General features: G+C 68.7%; 16 protein-coding genes. 9 read left to right on the forward strand and 7 right to left on the reverse strand.

Annotated features, from left to right (window positions below; translation table 11 throughout):
* Nucleotides 1-145 precede the first annotated feature (145 nt).
* Nucleotides 146-1,093, reverse strand: a complete 948-nt coding sequence (locus CEY15_RS15555; protein ID WP_095719197.1) for a LysR family transcriptional regulator — start codon at nucleotides 1,091-1,093, stop codon at nucleotides 146-148.
* A 125-nt stretch (nucleotides 1,094-1,218) separates the two neighbouring features.
* On the opposite strand from CEY15_RS15555, the gene CEY15_RS15560 reads away from it, so the two are divergent.
* Together CEY15_RS15560 and CEY15_RS15565 are read left to right on the forward strand one after the other, a co-directional pair.
* The gene (locus CEY15_RS15560; protein ID WP_095719198.1) at nucleotides 1,219-2,211 is read left to right on the forward strand and encodes a putative oxygenase MesX; all 993 of its coding nucleotides are present in this window, start codon (nucleotides 1,219-1,221) and stop codon (nucleotides 2,209-2,211) included.
* Between the two features lie 20 nt (nucleotides 2,212-2,231).
* Complete coding sequence (locus CEY15_RS15565) at nucleotides 2,232-3,311, forward strand: methionine synthase (RefSeq protein ID WP_095719222.1); 1,080 nt, start codon at nucleotides 2,232-2,234, stop codon at nucleotides 3,309-3,311.
* Here the strand turns inward: CEY15_RS15565 and ychF are convergent.
* Nucleotides 3,263-4,342: a redox-regulated ATPase YchF gene (gene ychF, locus CEY15_RS15570; protein WP_095719199.1), complete on the reverse strand. Its 1,080-nt coding sequence runs from the start codon at nucleotides 4,340-4,342 to the stop codon at nucleotides 3,263-3,265. The two genes, CEY15_RS15565 and ychF, sit on opposite strands and share 49 nt — an antisense overlap.
* 99 nt (nucleotides 4,343-4,441) lie before the next feature.
* Between ychF and CEY15_RS15575 the strand changes: the two genes are divergently transcribed.
* Together CEY15_RS15575 and CEY15_RS15580 are read left to right on the forward strand one after the other, a co-directional pair.
* Nucleotides 4,442-5,956: an AI-2E family transporter gene (locus CEY15_RS15575; RefSeq protein ID WP_095719200.1), complete on the forward strand. Its 1,515-nt coding sequence runs from the start codon at nucleotides 4,442-4,444 to the stop codon at nucleotides 5,954-5,956.
* Nucleotides 5,957-5,967: 11 nt separating this feature from the next.
* Nucleotides 5,968-6,459, forward strand: coding sequence for a DUF6542 domain-containing protein (locus tag CEY15_RS15580; RefSeq protein WP_017837175.1), 492 nt, complete (start codon nucleotides 5,968-5,970; stop codon nucleotides 6,457-6,459).
* 13 nt (nucleotides 6,460-6,472) lie between these two features.
* On the opposite strand, the gene CEY15_RS15585 is transcribed toward CEY15_RS15580, so the two are convergent.
* Complete coding sequence (locus CEY15_RS15585) at nucleotides 6,473-7,453, reverse strand: 4-hydroxy-3-methylbut-2-enyl diphosphate reductase (RefSeq protein ID WP_095719223.1); 981 nt, start codon at nucleotides 7,451-7,453, stop codon at nucleotides 6,473-6,475.
* Nucleotides 7,454-7,525: 72 nt separating this feature from the next.
* Between CEY15_RS15585 and CEY15_RS15590 the strand changes: the two genes are divergently transcribed.
* Genes CEY15_RS15590 through CEY15_RS15600 form a run of 3 tightly spaced genes read left to right on the forward strand, consistent with a single transcriptional unit; the run spans nucleotide 7,526 to nucleotide 9,464 of the window.
* Entirely contained in the window at nucleotides 7,526-7,909 is a 384-nt protein-coding gene (locus tag CEY15_RS15590; protein ID WP_095719201.1) for a hypothetical protein, read from the forward strand.
* Complete coding sequence (xseA, locus tag CEY15_RS15595) at nucleotides 7,906-9,237, forward strand: exodeoxyribonuclease VII large subunit (protein ID WP_095719202.1); 1,332 nt, start codon at nucleotides 7,906-7,908, stop codon at nucleotides 9,235-9,237. Before CEY15_RS15590 ends, xseA begins: the two co-directional genes overlap by 4 nt.
* Nucleotides 9,237-9,464, forward strand: coding sequence for an exodeoxyribonuclease VII small subunit (locus CEY15_RS15600; RefSeq protein WP_017835474.1), 228 nt, complete (start codon nucleotides 9,237-9,239; stop codon nucleotides 9,462-9,464). Before xseA ends, CEY15_RS15600 begins: the two co-directional genes overlap by 1 nt.
* A gap of 29 nt (nucleotides 9,465-9,493) precedes the next feature.
* Here the strand turns inward: CEY15_RS15600 and CEY15_RS15605 are convergent, their stop codons facing one another.
* A complete protein-coding gene (locus tag CEY15_RS15605) occupies nucleotides 9,494-10,057 on the reverse strand; it encodes a DUF4245 domain-containing protein (RefSeq protein ID WP_081615069.1) in 564 nt (187 codons plus the stop codon).
* A 148-nt stretch (nucleotides 10,058-10,205) separates the two neighbouring features.
* Between CEY15_RS15605 and glpX the strand changes: the two genes are divergently transcribed.
* Complete coding sequence (gene glpX, locus CEY15_RS15610; RefSeq protein ID WP_017835476.1) at nucleotides 10,206-11,216, forward strand: class II fructose-bisphosphatase; 1,011 nt, start codon at nucleotides 10,206-10,208, stop codon at nucleotides 11,214-11,216.
* Nucleotides 11,217-11,274: 58 nt separating this feature from the next.
* On the forward strand, nucleotides 11,275-12,678 hold the full coding sequence (locus tag CEY15_RS15615) for a class II fumarate hydratase (RefSeq protein ID WP_095719203.1): 1,404 nt from the start codon (nucleotides 11,275-11,277) through the stop codon (nucleotides 12,676-12,678).
* A gap of 67 nt (nucleotides 12,679-12,745) precedes the next feature.
* Here CEY15_RS15615 and CEY15_RS15620 read toward each other — a convergent pair whose 3' ends face one another.
* From CEY15_RS15620 to CEY15_RS15630, 3 genes are all read right to left on the reverse strand, one after another.
* On the reverse strand, nucleotides 12,746-14,101 hold the full coding sequence (locus CEY15_RS15620; RefSeq protein WP_017835478.1) for a PhoH family protein: 1,356 nt from the start codon (nucleotides 14,099-14,101) through the stop codon (nucleotides 12,746-12,748).
* 230 nt (nucleotides 14,102-14,331) lie between these two features.
* On the reverse strand, nucleotides 14,332-14,784 hold the full coding sequence (locus CEY15_RS15625) for a MaoC family dehydratase (RefSeq protein ID WP_095719204.1): 453 nt from the start codon (nucleotides 14,782-14,784) through the stop codon (nucleotides 14,332-14,334).
* On the reverse strand, nucleotides 14,781-15,935 hold the full coding sequence (locus CEY15_RS15630; RefSeq protein ID WP_095719205.1) for an acyl-CoA dehydrogenase family protein: 1,155 nt from the start codon (nucleotides 15,933-15,935) through the stop codon (nucleotides 14,781-14,783). Before CEY15_RS15630 ends, CEY15_RS15625 begins: the two co-directional genes overlap by 4 nt.
* Nucleotides 15,936-16,003 lie beyond the last annotated feature (68 nt).

The following is a 16,003-nucleotide window of genomic DNA, read 5'->3' on the forward strand; positions in this document are numbered from 1 at the left end:
ACTCAATGGCCCTTGACACATTCAACCGCAACGCGGGATCCGGTAAGCCCTCCAGGTCGATCTGTGGACAACGATGGCGAATGATCCTCGCCTGTGCGAAACCTCGGAAGTTCGTCGGAAACGGTGTAGGGCACGGCGGCCCGATTCACGGGGACTCGAGCAGTTCGATTCCGTAGTCGGCGACGACGGCCCGCACCTCGGAGAGGTAGCGCTGCGCCTGTGCAGTGAGCGGAATTCCGGAATGGCTGATCCAGCCGATCTCGATGCTCTCATCCACGTCGAGCGGGATGGCGACGATCTCCGGGTCGAGGTCGTCGCTGATGATCCCGGTGGAGATCGTGTACCCGTCGAGACCGATCATGAGGTTGAAGATGGTGGCGCGGTCGGACACCCTGATCTCTCTCTTGCTCGACCGGGTGGAGAGGATCTCCTCGGCGAAGTAGAACGAATTGTTCGCTCCCTGGTCGAAGGTGAGCCTGGGCAGGTCGGCGAGGTCGTCGAGGGTGACGCGTTCCCGGGATGCCAACGGGTTCTGTCTGGAGACGAAGATGTGCGGCACCGCGGCGAAGAGCGGGTGGAAGACCAGGCCGGAATCACGCAGGAGCTTGTCGATGACCTTCCGGTTGAAGTCGTTCCGGTAGAGCACACCCACCTCGCTGCGGAGGGTCCGGACGTCCTCGATGATGTCCCAGGTTCGCGTCTCACGAAGCGAGAACTCGTACTGTTCCGCCTCGCCGGATCGCACCATCCGGATGAACGCCTCGACCACGAACGAGTAGTGCTGCGCCGACACCCCGAGCAGTCGGCGGGACGGCGGTTGACCGAGGTAGCGCTGCTCCAGTAGCGACATCTGCTCGACCACCTGCCTGGCGTAACCGAGGAACTCCGCACCCTCATCGGTCAGCGTCACTCCCCGGGCGGATCGGACGAGGAGGGTGCGACCCACTCGGTTCTCCAGGTCCTTCATGGAGGCGGACATGGTCGGCTGGGCGACGTAGAGCAGCTCCGCGGCGCCGGTGATCGACCCTTCCGCCGCGACCTCGATGTAGTAGTGCAGCTGCTGGAGGGTGATTCCCCTGGATTCTCGACGCATAGCCTCAGGCTATACAAATCCATCACAAATGGTAGTTACCCGATAACTGAGCTGCGACTGCAGGATAGGGGCACAGACTTTTCGCAGCGCCGAGCCCGGCCGATCACGACCCGAATGGGACGCACATGTCGAACGAACTCACGTATCGCATCACCACCACCCGCTTCGACGAGAACTACTCACCGTCGGAGAATTCTCGAACCACCACGAACTTCGCGAACCTGGCCCGAGGCGAGCACCGTCAGCAGAATCTCCGCCGAACCCTGTCGATGATCACCCATCGGTTCAATGACCTCGCACGCCGGGACAATCCGACCGGGGACCGCTACTCCGTCGAGCTCGAGATCGTCTCCGCCGAGCTGCAGTTCACCTCGGAGGGCGCGGACCACCGGTTCCCCCTGATCGAGGTACTGGATATCCAGATCGTCGACCGGGACACCGGAGCCCGCATCCCCGGGATCGTCGGGAACAACTTCTCGTCCTACGTCCGCGATTTCGACTTCAGCGTTCGGCTGCCCGCGGTCAACGAGGGACGCTCCCAGTTCTCCGTGCCCGGCGACTTCGGCGACCTGCACGGCAAGTTGTTCCAGCACTTCCTCGACTCCGAGGCCTACCGGGAGCGCTTCGAGATGGATCCCGTGATCTGCATCAGCGTCTCCACGAGCCGGACCTACCACCGGACCGGACACCACCATCCGACCCTCGGCGTCGAGTACCAGCAGGACGACTATTCGTTGACCGACGAGTACTTCCGCAAGATGGGGCTCCGTGTCAGGTTCTTCCTGCCGCCCGGCGGTGTCGCCCCGCTCGCGTTCTACTTCCGCGGCGATCTGCTCAGTGACTACACCGACCTGCAGCTCATCGGGACGGTGAGCGTGATGGAGACCTTCCAGCGGATCTATCGGCCGGAGATCTACAACGCGACCTCCCCCGCCGCAGAGATCTACCGACCAACCCTGGAAGAGCAGGACTATTCGCCCACCCCGATCATCTACGACCGGGTCGAGCGCAGTCAGCTCGCGACGAAGCAGGGCAAGTACACGGAGGATCACCTGGTGAAGCCCCACCGCGAACTCCTCGAGCGGTGGGCCGCCCGCTACCCCGTTCTCGTCGGATGACCACCGGAGGAAAGTCGACCATGAACCAGATCCTGCCCACGTCCATCGTCGGCAGCCTGCCCAAGCCCTCGTGGCTCGCCCAGCCTGAAACCCTCTGGGCTCCCTGGAGGTTGCAGGGCGATGAGTTGGTCGAGGGAAAGCAGGACGCGCTGCGTATCGTCGTGAAGGAGCAGAGCGATCGCGGGATCGACATCGTCAGTGACGGCGAGCAGACCCGCCAGCACTTCGTGACGACGTTCATCGAGCATCTCGACGGGGTCGACTTCGAGCAGCGCGCGACGGTTCGGATCCGCGATCGTTACGACGCCAGTGTGCCCACCGTGGTCGGTGACGTGCGCCGATCGAAGCCGATTTTCGTCGACGACGCCAGATTCCTTCGACAGCAGACCGATCAACCGATCAAGTGGGCACTACCCGGCCCCATGACGATGATCGACACGCTCTACGACGGCCACTACGCCAGCCGCGAGAAGCTGGCGTGGGAGTTCGCGACGATCCTCAACCAGGAGGCACGAGACCTCGAGGCGGCGGGGGTCGACATCATCCAGTTCGACGAGCCCGCGTTCAACGTCTACTTCGATGAGATGAAGGACTGGGGCGTGGCGACGCTCGAAAGGGCGACAGCGGGATTGCGCGCGGAGACCGCGGTGCACATCTGCTACGGCTACGGGATCAAGGCGAACACCGACTGGAAGGCCACCCTCGGTTCGGAATGGCGCCAGTACGAGGAGTCGTTCCCCCTCCTGCAGCAGTCCAGCATCGACATCATCTCCCTGGAGTGCCACAACTCCCGTGTGCCGATAGACCTCGTCGGACTGGTCCGCGGCAAGAAGGTCATGCTCGGGGCGATAGACGTGGCCAGCGAGAAGGTCGAGACTCCGGAGGAGGTCGCCGCCACGCTCCGCAACGCCCTGCAGTTCGTCGACGAGGACAAACTCCTCCCCAGCACCAACTGCGGCATGGCGCCCTTCTCCCGGGACCTCGCTCTGGCGAAGTTGAGCTCGCTCAGCGCGGGTGCCCGCATCGTTCGTGAGGAGCTCTCGCCCGCGACTCAGACGTTGAACCTGAACTCCACCACGTCCCCGTCGGCCATCACGTAGTCCTTGCCCTCCATGCGCACCTTGCCGGCGGCCTTGGCGGCGGCCATGGACCCGGCGGCGTCGAGGTCGTCAAAGGACACGATCTCGGCCTTGATGAAGCCCTTCTCGAAGTCGGTGTGGATCACGCCGGCGGCCTTGGGGGCGGTGTCGCCCTTGCGGATCGTCCAGGCGCGCGACTCCTTGGGCCCGGCGGTGAGGTAGGTCTGCAGGCCCAGGGTGTGGAAGCCGGCGCGGGCGAGCGCGTTCAGGCCCGGCTCCTCCTGGCCGATCGACTCGAGCAGCTCCATGGCGTCGGCCTCGTCCAGCTCGCGGAGCTCGGACTCGACCTTGGCGTCGAGGAACACGCAGTCGGCGGGGGCCACCGCGGCGCGCAGCTCGGCCTGACGCCCGGCGTCGGTGAGCACGGACTCGTCGGCGTTGAAGACGTAGAGAAAGGGCTTCGCGGTCATCAGGTGCAGGTCCCGCAGTAGCGTGCGGTCCACCTCGTCCTGCGCCTGGAACAGGGTCCGTCCGTCCTCGAGCACGCCCTGGGCCTTGCGGATCTCCTCGAGCTGCGGCACGAGGGACTTGTCCTTGCGGGACTCCTTCTCCAGGCGCGGGACGGCCTTCTCCAGGGTCTCCATGTCCGCGAGGATCAGCTCGGTGGCGATCACCTCGATGTCGGCCATCGGGTCGACCCGGCCGTCGACGTGGATCACATCCGGGTCGTCGAAGACCCGCACGACCTGACAGATGGCCTCGGCCTCGCGGATGTTGGCGAGGAACTTGTTGCCCATCCCCTCACCGGTGCTGGCGCCCTTGACGATCCCGGCGATGTCCACGAAGGACACGACCGCGGGCAGGATCCGCTCGGAGCCGAAGATCTCGGCCAGGCGGGCCAGCCGGGGGTCCGGCAGATCCACGACCCCGATGTTCGGCTCGATCGTCGCGAACGGGTAGTTCGCGGCCAGCGCGTCGTTGTTCGTCAGGGCGTTGAACAGGGTCGACTTACCGACATTGGGCAGTCCGACGATTCCGAGGGTGAGACTCACGAGGCCAGAGTCTACGGCCCACACCCCGCGTCCCCGCTGTCCGCCACCCCTGGAGGTCACAGGGAGCGCGTCGGCGTGACCTCTGACAGGATGTGTGCCATGAGCGACGAGCCGAAACCGCCTCACCCAGTCGGGACAGAAGAGGAGCACGTCGACCGGTCCGTCCTCATCGGCCTCGGCGGGCGCTGGGTCACCGACTGGGCGCTGCGTCTGGCCATCCTGCTCATCGCGGGATGGTTGCTCAGCCGGATCGGTGGCGCGCTGTGGGTGGGCATCCTGCCGATCCTGCTCGCGCTCATCGTGGCGACGGTCCTCTGGCCCCCGACGGGCTGGATGACCCGCCACGGCGTCCCCAAAGCGCTTGCCGCGCTCATCTCACTCCTCGGATCCCTCGGGGCCGTCGCGGGCGTTCTCGCGCTGATCGCCCCGTCGATCATCGATCAGAGCGTCCAGCTGGCGGACCAGGCCTCGGAGGCGATCGTCGAGGTCCAGGACTGGCTCCGGGGCCCGCCCCTGAACATCCGGGACGAACAGCTCGACAGCGTGCTGGGCCAGCTCAGTTCGACGCTGCAGGATCGGGGCGACCAGATCGCCAACGGTGTGTTCACCGGTGTCACCGCGGTGGGTTCGCTCCTCATCACCTTCGTCCTGGTCCTCGTGCTCACGTTCTTCTTCATCAAGGACGGCCCCCGTTTCCTGCCGTTCGTGCGCCGGATCGCCGGCCGCAACGCCGGACGCCACCTCACCGAGGTCCTCACCCGCAGCTGGAACACCCTCGGCGGGTACATCCGCGCACAGGCGATCGTCTCGTTCGTCGACGCCTTCTTCATCGGCCTGGCACTGGTCATCCTGGGTGTGCCGCTGGCGTGGGCGCTCGCGGTCATCACGTTCCTGGCCGGGTTCATCCCGATCGTCGGTGCGTTCACAGCCGGCGCACTGGCGGTGCTCATCGCTCTGGTGGCCAACGGCCTGACCACAGCGATCATCGTGCTGGTCGTGATCATCGCGGTGCAGCAACTCGAGAGCAACATCCTCCAGCCGATCCTCCAGTCGAAGGCGATGAACCTGCACCCCGTGGTGATCCTGCTCGGCGTCGCCGCCGGTGGCACCCTGTTCGGCATCATCGGGGCGTTCCTCGCGGTGCCGATCCTGGCGGTGGTCGCCGTGATGCTCCGATACCTGGGCGAGCAGATCGACTTGCGGACCGGGGACGTGACCGCCTCCGACCTCGCGTCCGCCACCGACGAAGGTCGCCTGACGGCCTGGCTCGGCGAGATGTCGAGTTCGAGGTTCGCGCCTCTGCGCAAGAGCAGCAGCGCCATCATGGCGGGGATCAAGGACACCCGGCCGGGACACGTCCACGGGGCTCCTGACAGCGGGTCGGTCGAGGCGACAGGTGAGGGCACGTCGGTGGTGGGAACCCTGCCGATCGACGACGACGAGGTGGTCCCGCCCGACCCGGATGCCGAGGACCCGTCGACCGACCACGCGAATCCACCGACGGGTCCGGTCGATCCCGACGCCGTGTACGGCAACCGGCCCTCGCCGTCGGAGACAAAGCCCAACGCCCTCCGGCGCTTCGGCAGATTCCTCGCTCGCCGTCTCGACAGTTAGAGTCTCATCCCGTGAACACACGCAGGAGCGGACGGGTCCCGGCGGACGAGAGGTCCGTCGTCTCGACCGTCCGAGGCCTCCCCGCCTGGTCGGCGGTCCTGCTCGCGGTCGCCGTCACGCTCACCGGCGTGGCGATCGACTCGCTCTCCGGGGGCCTCGGGACCGGCTTCACCGTGGGTTACTTCCTCGGGTGCCTGATCGCGGTGCTGGCGGTCTCGCGGCGCGCGTTGTTCGTCGCCGGAATCCAACCGCCGATCATCATGGCGGTGCTCGTCCCGCTGGCCTCGGTGATCGCGGGGGCGGGCCTGACCGCGGCGGCCTTCTCCCGGTCCCAGATGCTCTCGATGGTCCTGCCGTTGGCGACCAGGTTCCCGCTGATGCTCACCACCACTCTCGTGGTGGTCGCGATCGCCCTGATCCGGGCGTTCGTCCTCGAGCCCCGCCGCACCCGCCCGGCGCCGGCCCACCGGCGGCGGGCGGCCCCGGCGCACGCTCGCCGGTGAGGCGCCGGTCGCTCTAGACCTTCTTGGGAACCCGGAGCTCGCGGGGCAGGGAGAACGTGATGGTCTCCTGCGCGGTCCGCACCGAGGAGACGTCGTTGTAACCGTGGTCGCCCAGCAGGTCCACCACCCCGCGCACCAGCAACTCGGGGACGGACGCGCCCGAGGTCACGCCCACCGTGGTGACACCCTCGAGCCACGAGGTGTCGATCTCCTTGGCGTAGTCGACCAGGTGGGCGTCGCGCGCACCGGCCTGCAGGGCCACCTCGACGAGCCGGACCGAGTTGGACGAGTTCTTCGACCCCACCACGATCACCAGGTCGCATTGCGGTGCCATGGTCTTGACCGCGACCTGCCGGTTCTGCGTCGCGTAGCAGATGTCGTCCGACGGCGGGTCGATCAGCGTCGGGTACTTCTCCTTGAGCCGGCGGACCGTCTCCATGGTCTCGTCGACGCTGAGAGTCGTCTGCGAGAGCCAGATGAGCTTCTCGGTGTCGACGGGGATGTCCAGGGCGTCGACGGACTCAGGGCCGTCGACCAGGGTCACCACGTCGGGTGCCTCTCCCGCGGTCCCCTCGACCTCCTCGTGGCCCTCGTGGCCGACCAGCAGGATCAAATACCCCTCCCGGGCGAAGCGCTTGACCTCGGTGTGGACCTTGGTGACGAGCGGGCAGGTCGCGTCGAACGTGGTCAACTCCAGTTGCAGGGCGCTCTCGCGGACGGCCGGGGAGACCCCGTGGGCCGAGAACACCAGGTTCGACCCGTGCGGGACCTCGTCCGTCTCGTCGACAAAGATCACGCCCTGGTCGGTGAACGACTCCACCACGTGCTTGTTGTGGACGATCTCCTTGCGCACGTACAGCGGTGCACCGTGCTTGGCCAGGGCCTTCTCGACCGTCTCGACGGCCCGGTCGACGCCGGCGCAATAGCCACGCGGTTCCGCGAGAAGCACTCGCTTGGTTGCCGGTTCGGCGATCATGTCGGTCTGCTCGGTCATGGCACCAGGGTACGGTTCATACTGGATTCCGACCATCACGCCTCCCGGACGCCCCCCGGCAGAGAGGTTCCCATGCTCCGACCCTTCTTCCTCACCCGCGTCTCCATCGGCGTGGCCGCCTCCGCGGTCGAATATGCCGCGGAGCTCCCCGGGCGTGCGGTCCAGGCGGCGGTCTCGCTTCCCACGGTCCCGGTGAAGGTCGCCGGCAACCTGGTGCAGACGTATCTCCACGCCGGTCAGGCCGTCGCGGAGCTCGCGGTCAAGGGGGACCGGGTGATCGCGGCGGTGTTCCCCGCCCGATCGGATCAACCGGAATGGGCGACGTTCGACGAGGATCTCGACACACCCGGGGGCAGCGCCCGGTACGGCACCGCGGCGAGCGCGGACGGCGGCGCGGGTGTCGACGGTGACGACCCCGATGTCCCGACCGGCCGCGTCACCCCGCGCTCCACGTGACCGCCGGATCCTCGAGGAGCCCCAGCACCCCCGAACAGCCGTGGCCGGTCCGGGTGGTCTCGGACCAGATCGCCAACTGGATCCACCGGCTCGGCGCCGTCTGGGTCGAGGGCCAGATCACCCAGTTGAGCCTGCGCCCCGGCACCCGGACCGCGTTCCTCACCCTGCGCGACCCCTCGGTGGACAATTCTCTGACCCTCACCTGCCCGCCCCGGCTCATCTCCGAGGCTCCGGTGCCGGTGACCGAGGGCAGCCGGGTCGTGATCCGCGGAACCCCCCGCTTCTACACCGGTCGTGGGTCGTTCTCGCTCCAGGTCTCCGAGATCCGTCCGGTGGGCATAGGCGAGCTCCTCGCCCGCATCGAGCGGCTCAAGCAGGCCCTCGCCGCCGAGGGCCTGTTCGATCCGCGGCTCAAGCGACCGCTGCCGTTCCTCCCCACCTGCGTGGGACTGGTCACCGGACGCGCGAGTGCGGCCGAGCGGGACGTGGTCGAGGTGTCCCGCGGGCGGTGGCCGGACGTGCGGTTCGCCGTCCGCAACACCGCGGTGCAGGGGCCGTCGGCCGTCCCCCAGATCCTGGAGGCGCTGGCCGAACTCGACGCCGACCCCGTCGTCGACGTGATCATCCTCGCCCGCGGCGGGGGTTCGGTCGAGGACCTGCTCCCGTTCTCGGACGAGGCCCTGGTCCGGGCGATCTCGCGATGTCGCACACCCGTGGTCAGCGCGATCGGGCACGAACCGGACTCCCCCCTGTCCGATCTGGTCGCCGACCTGCGCGCGGCCACCCCCACCGACGCCGCCAAACGGGTGGTCCCGGACGTCGTCGAGGAGCGGCGCAGGATCGCCGACGCCCGCGCGAGGACCGCGCGCGCACTGCGAGGATGGGTGGAGCGGGAGCGCGCACAGCTCGCCGCGATCCGCTCCCGACCCGTCATGGCGAACCCGCACGGGCTCGTGGACTCGCGGGCCGAAGTGGTGGCCGAGGCTCTCCGGGCGGCCCGCCGCGACATCACCCGGATCATCCAGACCGAGTCCACGTCACTCGGCCACCTCGCGGCGCGGCTCACCACGCTCGGACCCGCTGCCACCCTGGCCCGCGGGTACGCGGTGGTCCAGTCCGTCGCGGGGGACCACGACGGCCGGGTGGTCTCCTCGATCGCCCACGCGCCACCCGGGTCCCAGCTGCGTATCCGGGTCTCGGACGGGGCCCTGTCCGCCGCGGTCCTGGGCTCCACCCCCGCCGCGGGCCGGACCGCCGCCACGACACCCGCGCCCGCCACACCCGCGCCCGCCACACCCGAGCCTGACTCAACCGAGGAGCAGTCCTGATGTCCGACGAGCAGACCCCCGTCTCCCAGCTCGGCTACGAGGAGGCCCGCGACGAGCTGATCGAGGTGGTCCGCATCCTCGAGGCCGGTGGGCAGGACCTGGACGCCTCCCTGGCGCTCTGGGAGCGCGGCGAGGAACTCGCCGCGCGGTGCACCGAGCATCTCGACGGAGCACGCGACCGGATCGACGCCGTTCTGGGCGACGACGACTCGGGCGACCGCACCTAGTCGAGATCACACCTAGTCGTCGCCGAGGCCTATCGACTGTCGGGAAGCGGTTCGGCGTCCTGGACCGCCGCGGCCAGCGCCTCGAAGTCCGAGGTGGTGGCCGACCCGGTCACCGCCACCCGCACGTCGTCCAGGTCCAGGACCCACACCGGGCGGACGTCGTCACCAGTGAACACGGTCCACTCCCGCCCGGTCACCGGCACGATCGTCCGGTTCGGCCTCGGGCCACCGTTCAGCGACCGGAACGCGTCCTCCGGGGCGTCGGACTGGACCAGTTCGACGAAGCTACGCTCCCCCGTCACCCATCCCACGTGGCTCGAGGTGGTGTCGGCGAAGCTCTCGACGCGCCCGGAGTTGGAGGTCCATCCCTCCGGAACGTCCGGGGAACGGACCGGGAAGTCCAGACTCCTCGCGTCCTGACGCAGGGAGGCCTCGGCGTCGAACTCCGGGATCGCGCCCTGCTGGGGTCCCGACGGGCTGAACGTGCACTGCCCGGACACTCCGGCGAAAAGTCCGACGATCACCATGAGAACCACCACCGACCAGAACATGTCGCGGTTACCCTGCAGGATTCTCGGTTTCGGCTCGGCCACGGCGTCGAGTATCCCACCCGGCCGGGGCATGTCGGGCGCCTGGCCCCCGGCGAAGGCCGACAGGTGCAACAATGAGCGCCGACACCCCATCGCGCGGCGAGCCGCCCCTGCCCGTCCGCCTGCAGCTATCCGAGGAGCCCGACGCCACATGTCAGACGCCCTACGTCCCGACCGTAACCTCGCCATGGAGCTCGTCCGAGTCACCGAGGCCGCCGCGCTCGCGGCCGGCCGGTGGGTGGGCCGGGGCGACAAGCTCGGGGGTGACGGCGCGGCCGTGGACGCCATGCGCGAGCTCATCGGCACCGTGGACATGGACGGCGTCGTGGTGATCGGCGAGGGCGAGAAGGACGAGGCGCCGATGCTGTTCAACGGCGAGAAGGTCGGCACCGGGCACGGACCCGCCGTCGACGTGGCGGTGGATCCGATCGACGGCACGCGCCTCATGGCCGAGGGCCGCCCCAACTCCATCGCCGTCATCGCCGTCGCGGAGCGGGGCGCGATGTTCGACCCCTCCGCGGTGTTCTACATGCGCAAGATCGCCGTGGGACCGGATGCGGTCGGCCACATCGACCTGTCCAAGTCCACCGAGTGGAACATCGTCTCCGTGGCCAAGGCCAAGAACATCGACGTCGGGGACATGACGGTGTGCGTCCTCGACCGCCCCCGGCACGCCGAGCTCATCGCGGAGATCCGTGCGGCCGGCGCCAAGGTCCGGTTGATCATGGACGGGGACGTGGCCGGCGGCGTGGCCGCCGCCTCCGACGACAGCTCGGTGGACATGCTCATGGGTATCGGCGGCACCCCGGAGGGGATCATCACCGCCTGCGCCATGAAGTGCATGGGCGGCGAGATCCAGGGGCAGCTCTGGCCCCAGGACGACGCCGAACGCCAGAAGGCGGTCGACGCCGGTCTCGACGTCGACGCGTTCCTCGGCACCGACGACCTGGTCAAGGGCGACAACTGCTTCTTCGCGGCGACCGGCATCACCAACGGCGACATGGTCCGCGGCGTGAGCTACCGCTCCAACGGCGCGGTCACCAGGTCCCTGGTCATGCGGTCCAAGTCGGGTACCGTGCGGCACGTCGAGGCCCGCCACCGTATGGAGAAACTCCGCGAGTTCTCGGCGGTCGACTACGGTCAGGGGTCCCGCGACAGCTGACCCGCCCGGGACCGCGGAGCGGCTGCACGTCGCGGCGGCCACGCCTACTCTGGCCCGTATGGCTGACCAGAGTGAATTCCGTATCGAGCACGACACCATGGGCGAGGTCCGAGTACCGGTCGATGCGCTGTGGCGGGCCCAGACGCAGCGGGCGGTGGAGAACTTTCCGGTCTCCGGTAGCGGCCTCGAGCGCGCACAGATCCGCGCCCTCGGCCTCCTCAAGTCCGCCTGCGCGACGGTCAACGGTCGTCTCGGGCTCCTCGAGCAGACCAAGGTGGACGCCATCGTGTCCGCGGCCGGTCGGATCGCCGACGGGGAGGTCGACGAGCACTTCCCCGTGGACGTGTTCCAGACCGGGTCCGGGACCAGTTCCAACATGAACGCCAACGAGGTCATCGCGTCGCTGTGCGCGGCCGAGGGTGTCACCGTGCACCCGAACGACGACGTCAACATGTCGCAGTCCTCCAACGACACCTTCCCCACCGCGACCCATGTCGCCGCGACGGAGGTGGCGCTGACCGAACTCGCCCCCGCACTGAGCGGGCTGGCCGAGTCGTTCGAGCGGAAGTCCGTCGAGTGGCGGGACGTGGTCAAGTCCGGCCGCACTCATCTCATGGACGCGGTCCCCGTGACCCTGGGCCAGGAGTTCGGGGGGTATGCCCGCCAGCTCCGGGCCGGGGCCGAGCGTGTCTGCGCCACCCTGCCCCGGGTGGGCGAGCTCCCGATCGGCGGCACGGCCGCGGGCACCGGCCTCAACGCACCGGACGGGTTCGGCTCCGCGGTGGTCGAGGAACTGCGCGCCCTCACCGGGCTCGAGGAGCTGCGCCTGGCCGCGGACCCGTTCGAGGCTCAGTCCGCCCGCGACGGTCTGGTGGAGCTCTCGGGGGCGATGCGGACGATCGCCGTCTCGCTGACGAAGATCGCCAACGACGTCCGCTGGATGGGATCCGGTCCCATGACGGGCTTGTCCGAGGTCCACCTGCCGGACCTGCAGCCCGGGTCGTCGATCATGCCCGGCAAGGTCAACCCCGTACTCTGCGAGACCATCTCCCAGGTCGCCGCCCAGGTCGTGGGTAACGACGCGGCCGTGGCCTGGGCCGGCGCGACAGGGGCCTTCGAGCTCAACACCGCGATCCCGGTGATGGCGCGAAACGTCCTGGAGTCCGCTCGGATCCTCACCACGTCCACCACGCTGTTCGCCGAGCGCTGCATCGACGGGATCGAGCCCGACGTCGACAGGATGCGCCGCTACGCCGAGTCCTCGCCCTCGATCGTCACCCCGCTGAACTCCGCCATCGGCTACGAGGAGGCCGCCCGGGTGGCCAAGCACGCGCTGGCGGAGGGGATGACGATCCGCGAAGCCGTGATCGCCCTGGGGTTCGTCCCCGACCCACTGAGCGAGGACGAGCTGGACCGCCGCCTCGACGTGCTGGGGATGACGGGGCTCGACCGCGAGCGGTGACGCCGGCTCTCTCACCCTGGAGCGCTGCGTGCCCGGCCCGGGAACGCCCGGGCACGCAGCGCGCCGGTCAGGCGGCGTGAATCCGGCGCAACTCCCCGGGCAGGGCGTCCGGGTGGAACTCCTCGAGCATCGTGGTGACCAACTCGGCGATCGCCGACCGCTCCGAGCGGTTGAGGGTCACGTGCGCGAACAACGGATGACCCTTGAGCTTCTCCACCACCGCCTGGATGCCGTCGTGGCGACCGACCCGCAGGTTGTCACGCTGGGCCACGTCGTGGGTGAGCACGACCCGTGAACCCGTTCCCAGCCTGGAGAGCACGGTGAGCAGCACGTTGCGCTCGAGTGACTGCGCCTCGTCGACGATCACGAACGAGTCGTGCAGGCTCCGGCCCCGGATGTGGGTAAGCGGGAGCACCTCCAGGATGTCCCGGTCCATCACCTCGTCGATCACGTTCTCGCTGACCAGTCCCTCGAGGGTGTCGAAGACCGCCTGGGACCACGGCGACATCTTCTCGCTCTCGCTGCCCGGGAGGTAGCCGAGCTCCTGTCCGCCCACGGCGTAGAGGGGCCGGAACACGACGATCTTGCGGTGGCGGCGCCGCTCGAGGACGGACTCGAGCCCGGCGCACAGGGCGAGCGCGGACTTGCCCGTTCCCGCCCGGCCCCCGAGCGAGACGATCCCGATCGACTCGTCGAGCAGACAGTCGATGGCGATGCGCTGCTCGGCGGAACGGCCCCGCAGGCCGAACACCTCGACATCCCCGCGGACCAGCTTCAATCCGCCGCCGTCGGTGACGCGGGCCAGTGCCGACGACGACTCGGTCTGGACCCGGATACCGCAGTGGACCGGGGCCTGTACGTCCAGCCCGGCCGCGCGGGCCGCGAGCGGCGACGCCCCACCGTCGGAGAACAGGGTGTCCACGAGATCCTGGGTGGCGGGCAGGTCGGCCACCCCGCTGTACCCGGTCAGCACCACGTCCTGGGCGTGGTACTCGTCTGCGGGCAGACCCACTGATCCGGCCTTGACGCGCAGCGGCACGTCCTTGGAGACGAGGACGGTGTCCTGGCCCTCCGCGCGGAGGTTGAGCGCGCACGCCAGGATCCGGGAATCCTCGCCGGTGTTCCGGAAGCCGGTCGGCAGGATCGTCTGGTCGGTGTGGTTGAGCTCCACCCGCAGGGTGCCGCCCTCGTCGGTGATGGGCAGGTCGCCGTCGAGCCGTCCGTGGCGCAGGCGCAGGTCCTCGAGGAGTCGGAGGGCCTCTCGGGCGAAGTAGCCGAGCTCGGGATGGTGTCGCTTGCCCTCCAGCTCCCCGATCACCGCGATGGGCAGCACCACGCGGTGCTCGGCGAAGCGGGTGACGGCCCACGGGTCAGAGAGCAGAACCGAGGTGTCGAGGACGTAGGTGCGTACGGTGTCGGTCACGGCGGACTCCTGGCCCGCGGCACCGCGGGCGAGCTGGGGGTGGACCGGTCGGCTCAGGTCACCTGGTGGTGACGGGGCCGGGTGCCGGCCCCCTCCCGATCGAGTGCGTCGATCATCGGCTGGGACCTCCCGACGGTCGGCTTCCCCACCGACCGTTGAGAGTCACGCTACGCCCGAATCACACGACTGTGAGTTAACTCATCGTGAATTCGTCGGACTCGTCCCCCGCCTCACTCGACCATCATCCGCACGGTCTCGGCCACGACCGCCGGACGGTCGGAGCCCTCGACCTCCACGGTCACCAGACTGTTGAGCTGGACTCCGGCGGACTTGCGCTGGAGCGAGGTGAGTTCGACGCCCGCACGGATCCGCGAGCCCACCGGGACCGGGGCCGGGAACCGGACCTTGTCGACGCCGTAGTTGATCATCATCCGGAATCCCCGGATGTCCAGAACCTCCGCCCCCAGCACCGGCAGCAGGGACAGCGTCAGGTACCCGTGGGCGATGGTGGCGCCGTACGGCCCCTGCGCGGCGCGGACGGGATCCACGTGGATCCACTGGTGATCCCCGGTGGCCTCGGCGAACGCGTCGATCCGGTCCTGCGTGATCTCCATCCAGTCGCTGTACCCCACGTGTCGGCCGAGTTCGGCTTCGAGCTGCTCCAGCCCCTCGAACACCCTCATGACAGTCCTCCTCGCTGCACCAGTTGCGATGCGATGACGTTGCGTTGGATCTCGTTGGTCCCCTCGCCCACGATCATGAGCGGGGCGTCCCGGAAGTACCGCTCGACGTCGTACTCCGTGGAGTACCCGTAGCCGCCGTGGATCCGTACCGCGTCGAGCGCGATCTCCATGGCGGCCTCGGAGGCGAAGAGCTTGGCCATCCCCGCCTCCATGTCGCAGCGCTCGCCGGCATCGGCACGCTCCGCCGCGTGGAGCGTGAGCCGGCGCGCGGCGGAGAGCCTGGTGGCCATGTCGGCCAGGCGATGGCCGATCGCCTGGTGCTTCCAGATCGGTTGGCCGAATGACTCCCGTTGCTGCGCGTAGGCGAGCGAGTCCTCCAGGGCGGCCGCCGCGACCCCGAGGGCACGGCCCGCGACCTGGATCCGTCCGGTCTCCAGGCCCGTCATCATCTGGGCGAACCCCCGCCCCGGCTCCCCGCCGAGGATCTGCGTGACGGGCGTGCGATAGGCGTCGAACGCCAACTCACACGTCTCGACGCCCTTGTACCCCAGCTTGGACAGGTCCCTGGAGACGGTCAGACCGGGCCCGTGTTCGACCAGGACGATCGAGATCCCCCTGTGCGCGGGAGTGGCCGCGGGATCCGTCTTGCAGAGCAGCGCGATGAGGCCGGAACGGCGCGCGTTGGAGATCCACGTCTTGGCGCCGGTGATCACGAGGTCGTCGCCGTCGCGAAGGGCGGTGGTTCCCATGGCCTGGAGGTCCGATCCCCCTCCCGGCTCGGTGAGCGCCATGGTCGCCCGCACCTCCCCCGTCGCCATCCTCGGCAGGTAGGCGGATTTCTGCTCCTCGGTCCCGAACCGGGTGAGCAGCGTGGCCACCACGGTGTGCCCGCCCATGGCACCGGCGAGCGACATCCACCCGCGGGCGAGCTCCTCGGTCACGTGCACGAAGCAGGGCATCGAGACCGGCATCCCGCCGTACTCCTCGGGTACGGCCAGACCGTAGATCCCGATCTGCTTCATCTGCTCGATCCAGCGTTCGGGGTAGGAGTCCGCGTGTTCGGTCGCACGGACGGACGGCCTGACCTCACGGTCGATGAAACGGCGCACGGTCGCGACCAGGTAGGCCTCGTCCTCGTTCAGGTCCGGCACCGCGCAGCACCTCGTCGTCGTCGCTCGGTCGTCCGCCCGGGTGGACGTCGGCCCATCGTCCCAACCCG

The organism is Dietzia natronolimnaea, from assembly GCF_002289575.1.
Lineage (GTDB): Bacteria > Actinomycetota > Actinomycetes > Mycobacteriales > Mycobacteriaceae > Dietzia > Dietzia natronolimnaea_A.

What these genes read in the sequence shown, in the direction of transcription:
- CEY15_RS15555 (WP_095719197.1), bottom strand. Translation starts at nt 1,093, where the DNA reads ATGCGTCGAGAATCCAGGGGAATCACCCTCCAGCAGCTGCACTACTAC.
- CEY15_RS15560 (WP_095719198.1), top strand. Translation starts at nt 1,219, where the DNA reads ATGTCGAACGAACTCACGTATCGCATCACCACCACCCGCTTCGACGAG.
- CEY15_RS15565 (WP_095719222.1), top strand. Translation starts at nt 2,232, where the DNA reads ATGAACCAGATCCTGCCCACGTCCATCGTCGGCAGCCTGCCCAAGCCC.
- CEY15_RS15575 (WP_095719200.1), top strand. Translation starts at nt 4,442, where the DNA reads ATGAGCGACGAGCCGAAACCGCCTCACCCAGTCGGGACAGAAGAGGAG.
- CEY15_RS15585 (WP_095719223.1), bottom strand. Translation starts at nt 7,453, where the DNA reads ATGACCGAGCAGACCGACATGATCGCCGAACCGGCAACCAAGCGAGTG.
- CEY15_RS15590 (WP_095719201.1), top strand. Translation starts at nt 7,526, where the DNA reads ATGCTCCGACCCTTCTTCCTCACCCGCGTCTCCATCGGCGTGGCCGCC.
- CEY15_RS15600 (WP_017835474.1), top strand. Translation starts at nt 9,237, where the DNA reads ATGTCCGACGAGCAGACCCCCGTCTCCCAGCTCGGCTACGAGGAGGCC.
- glpX (WP_017835476.1), top strand. Translation starts at nt 10,206, where the DNA reads ATGTCAGACGCCCTACGTCCCGACCGTAACCTCGCCATGGAGCTCGTC.
- CEY15_RS15615 (WP_095719203.1), top strand. Translation starts at nt 11,275, where the DNA reads ATGGCTGACCAGAGTGAATTCCGTATCGAGCACGACACCATGGGCGAG.
- CEY15_RS15625 (WP_095719204.1), bottom strand. Translation starts at nt 14,784, where the DNA reads ATGAGGGTGTTCGAGGGGCTGGAGCAGCTCGAAGCCGAACTCGGCCGA.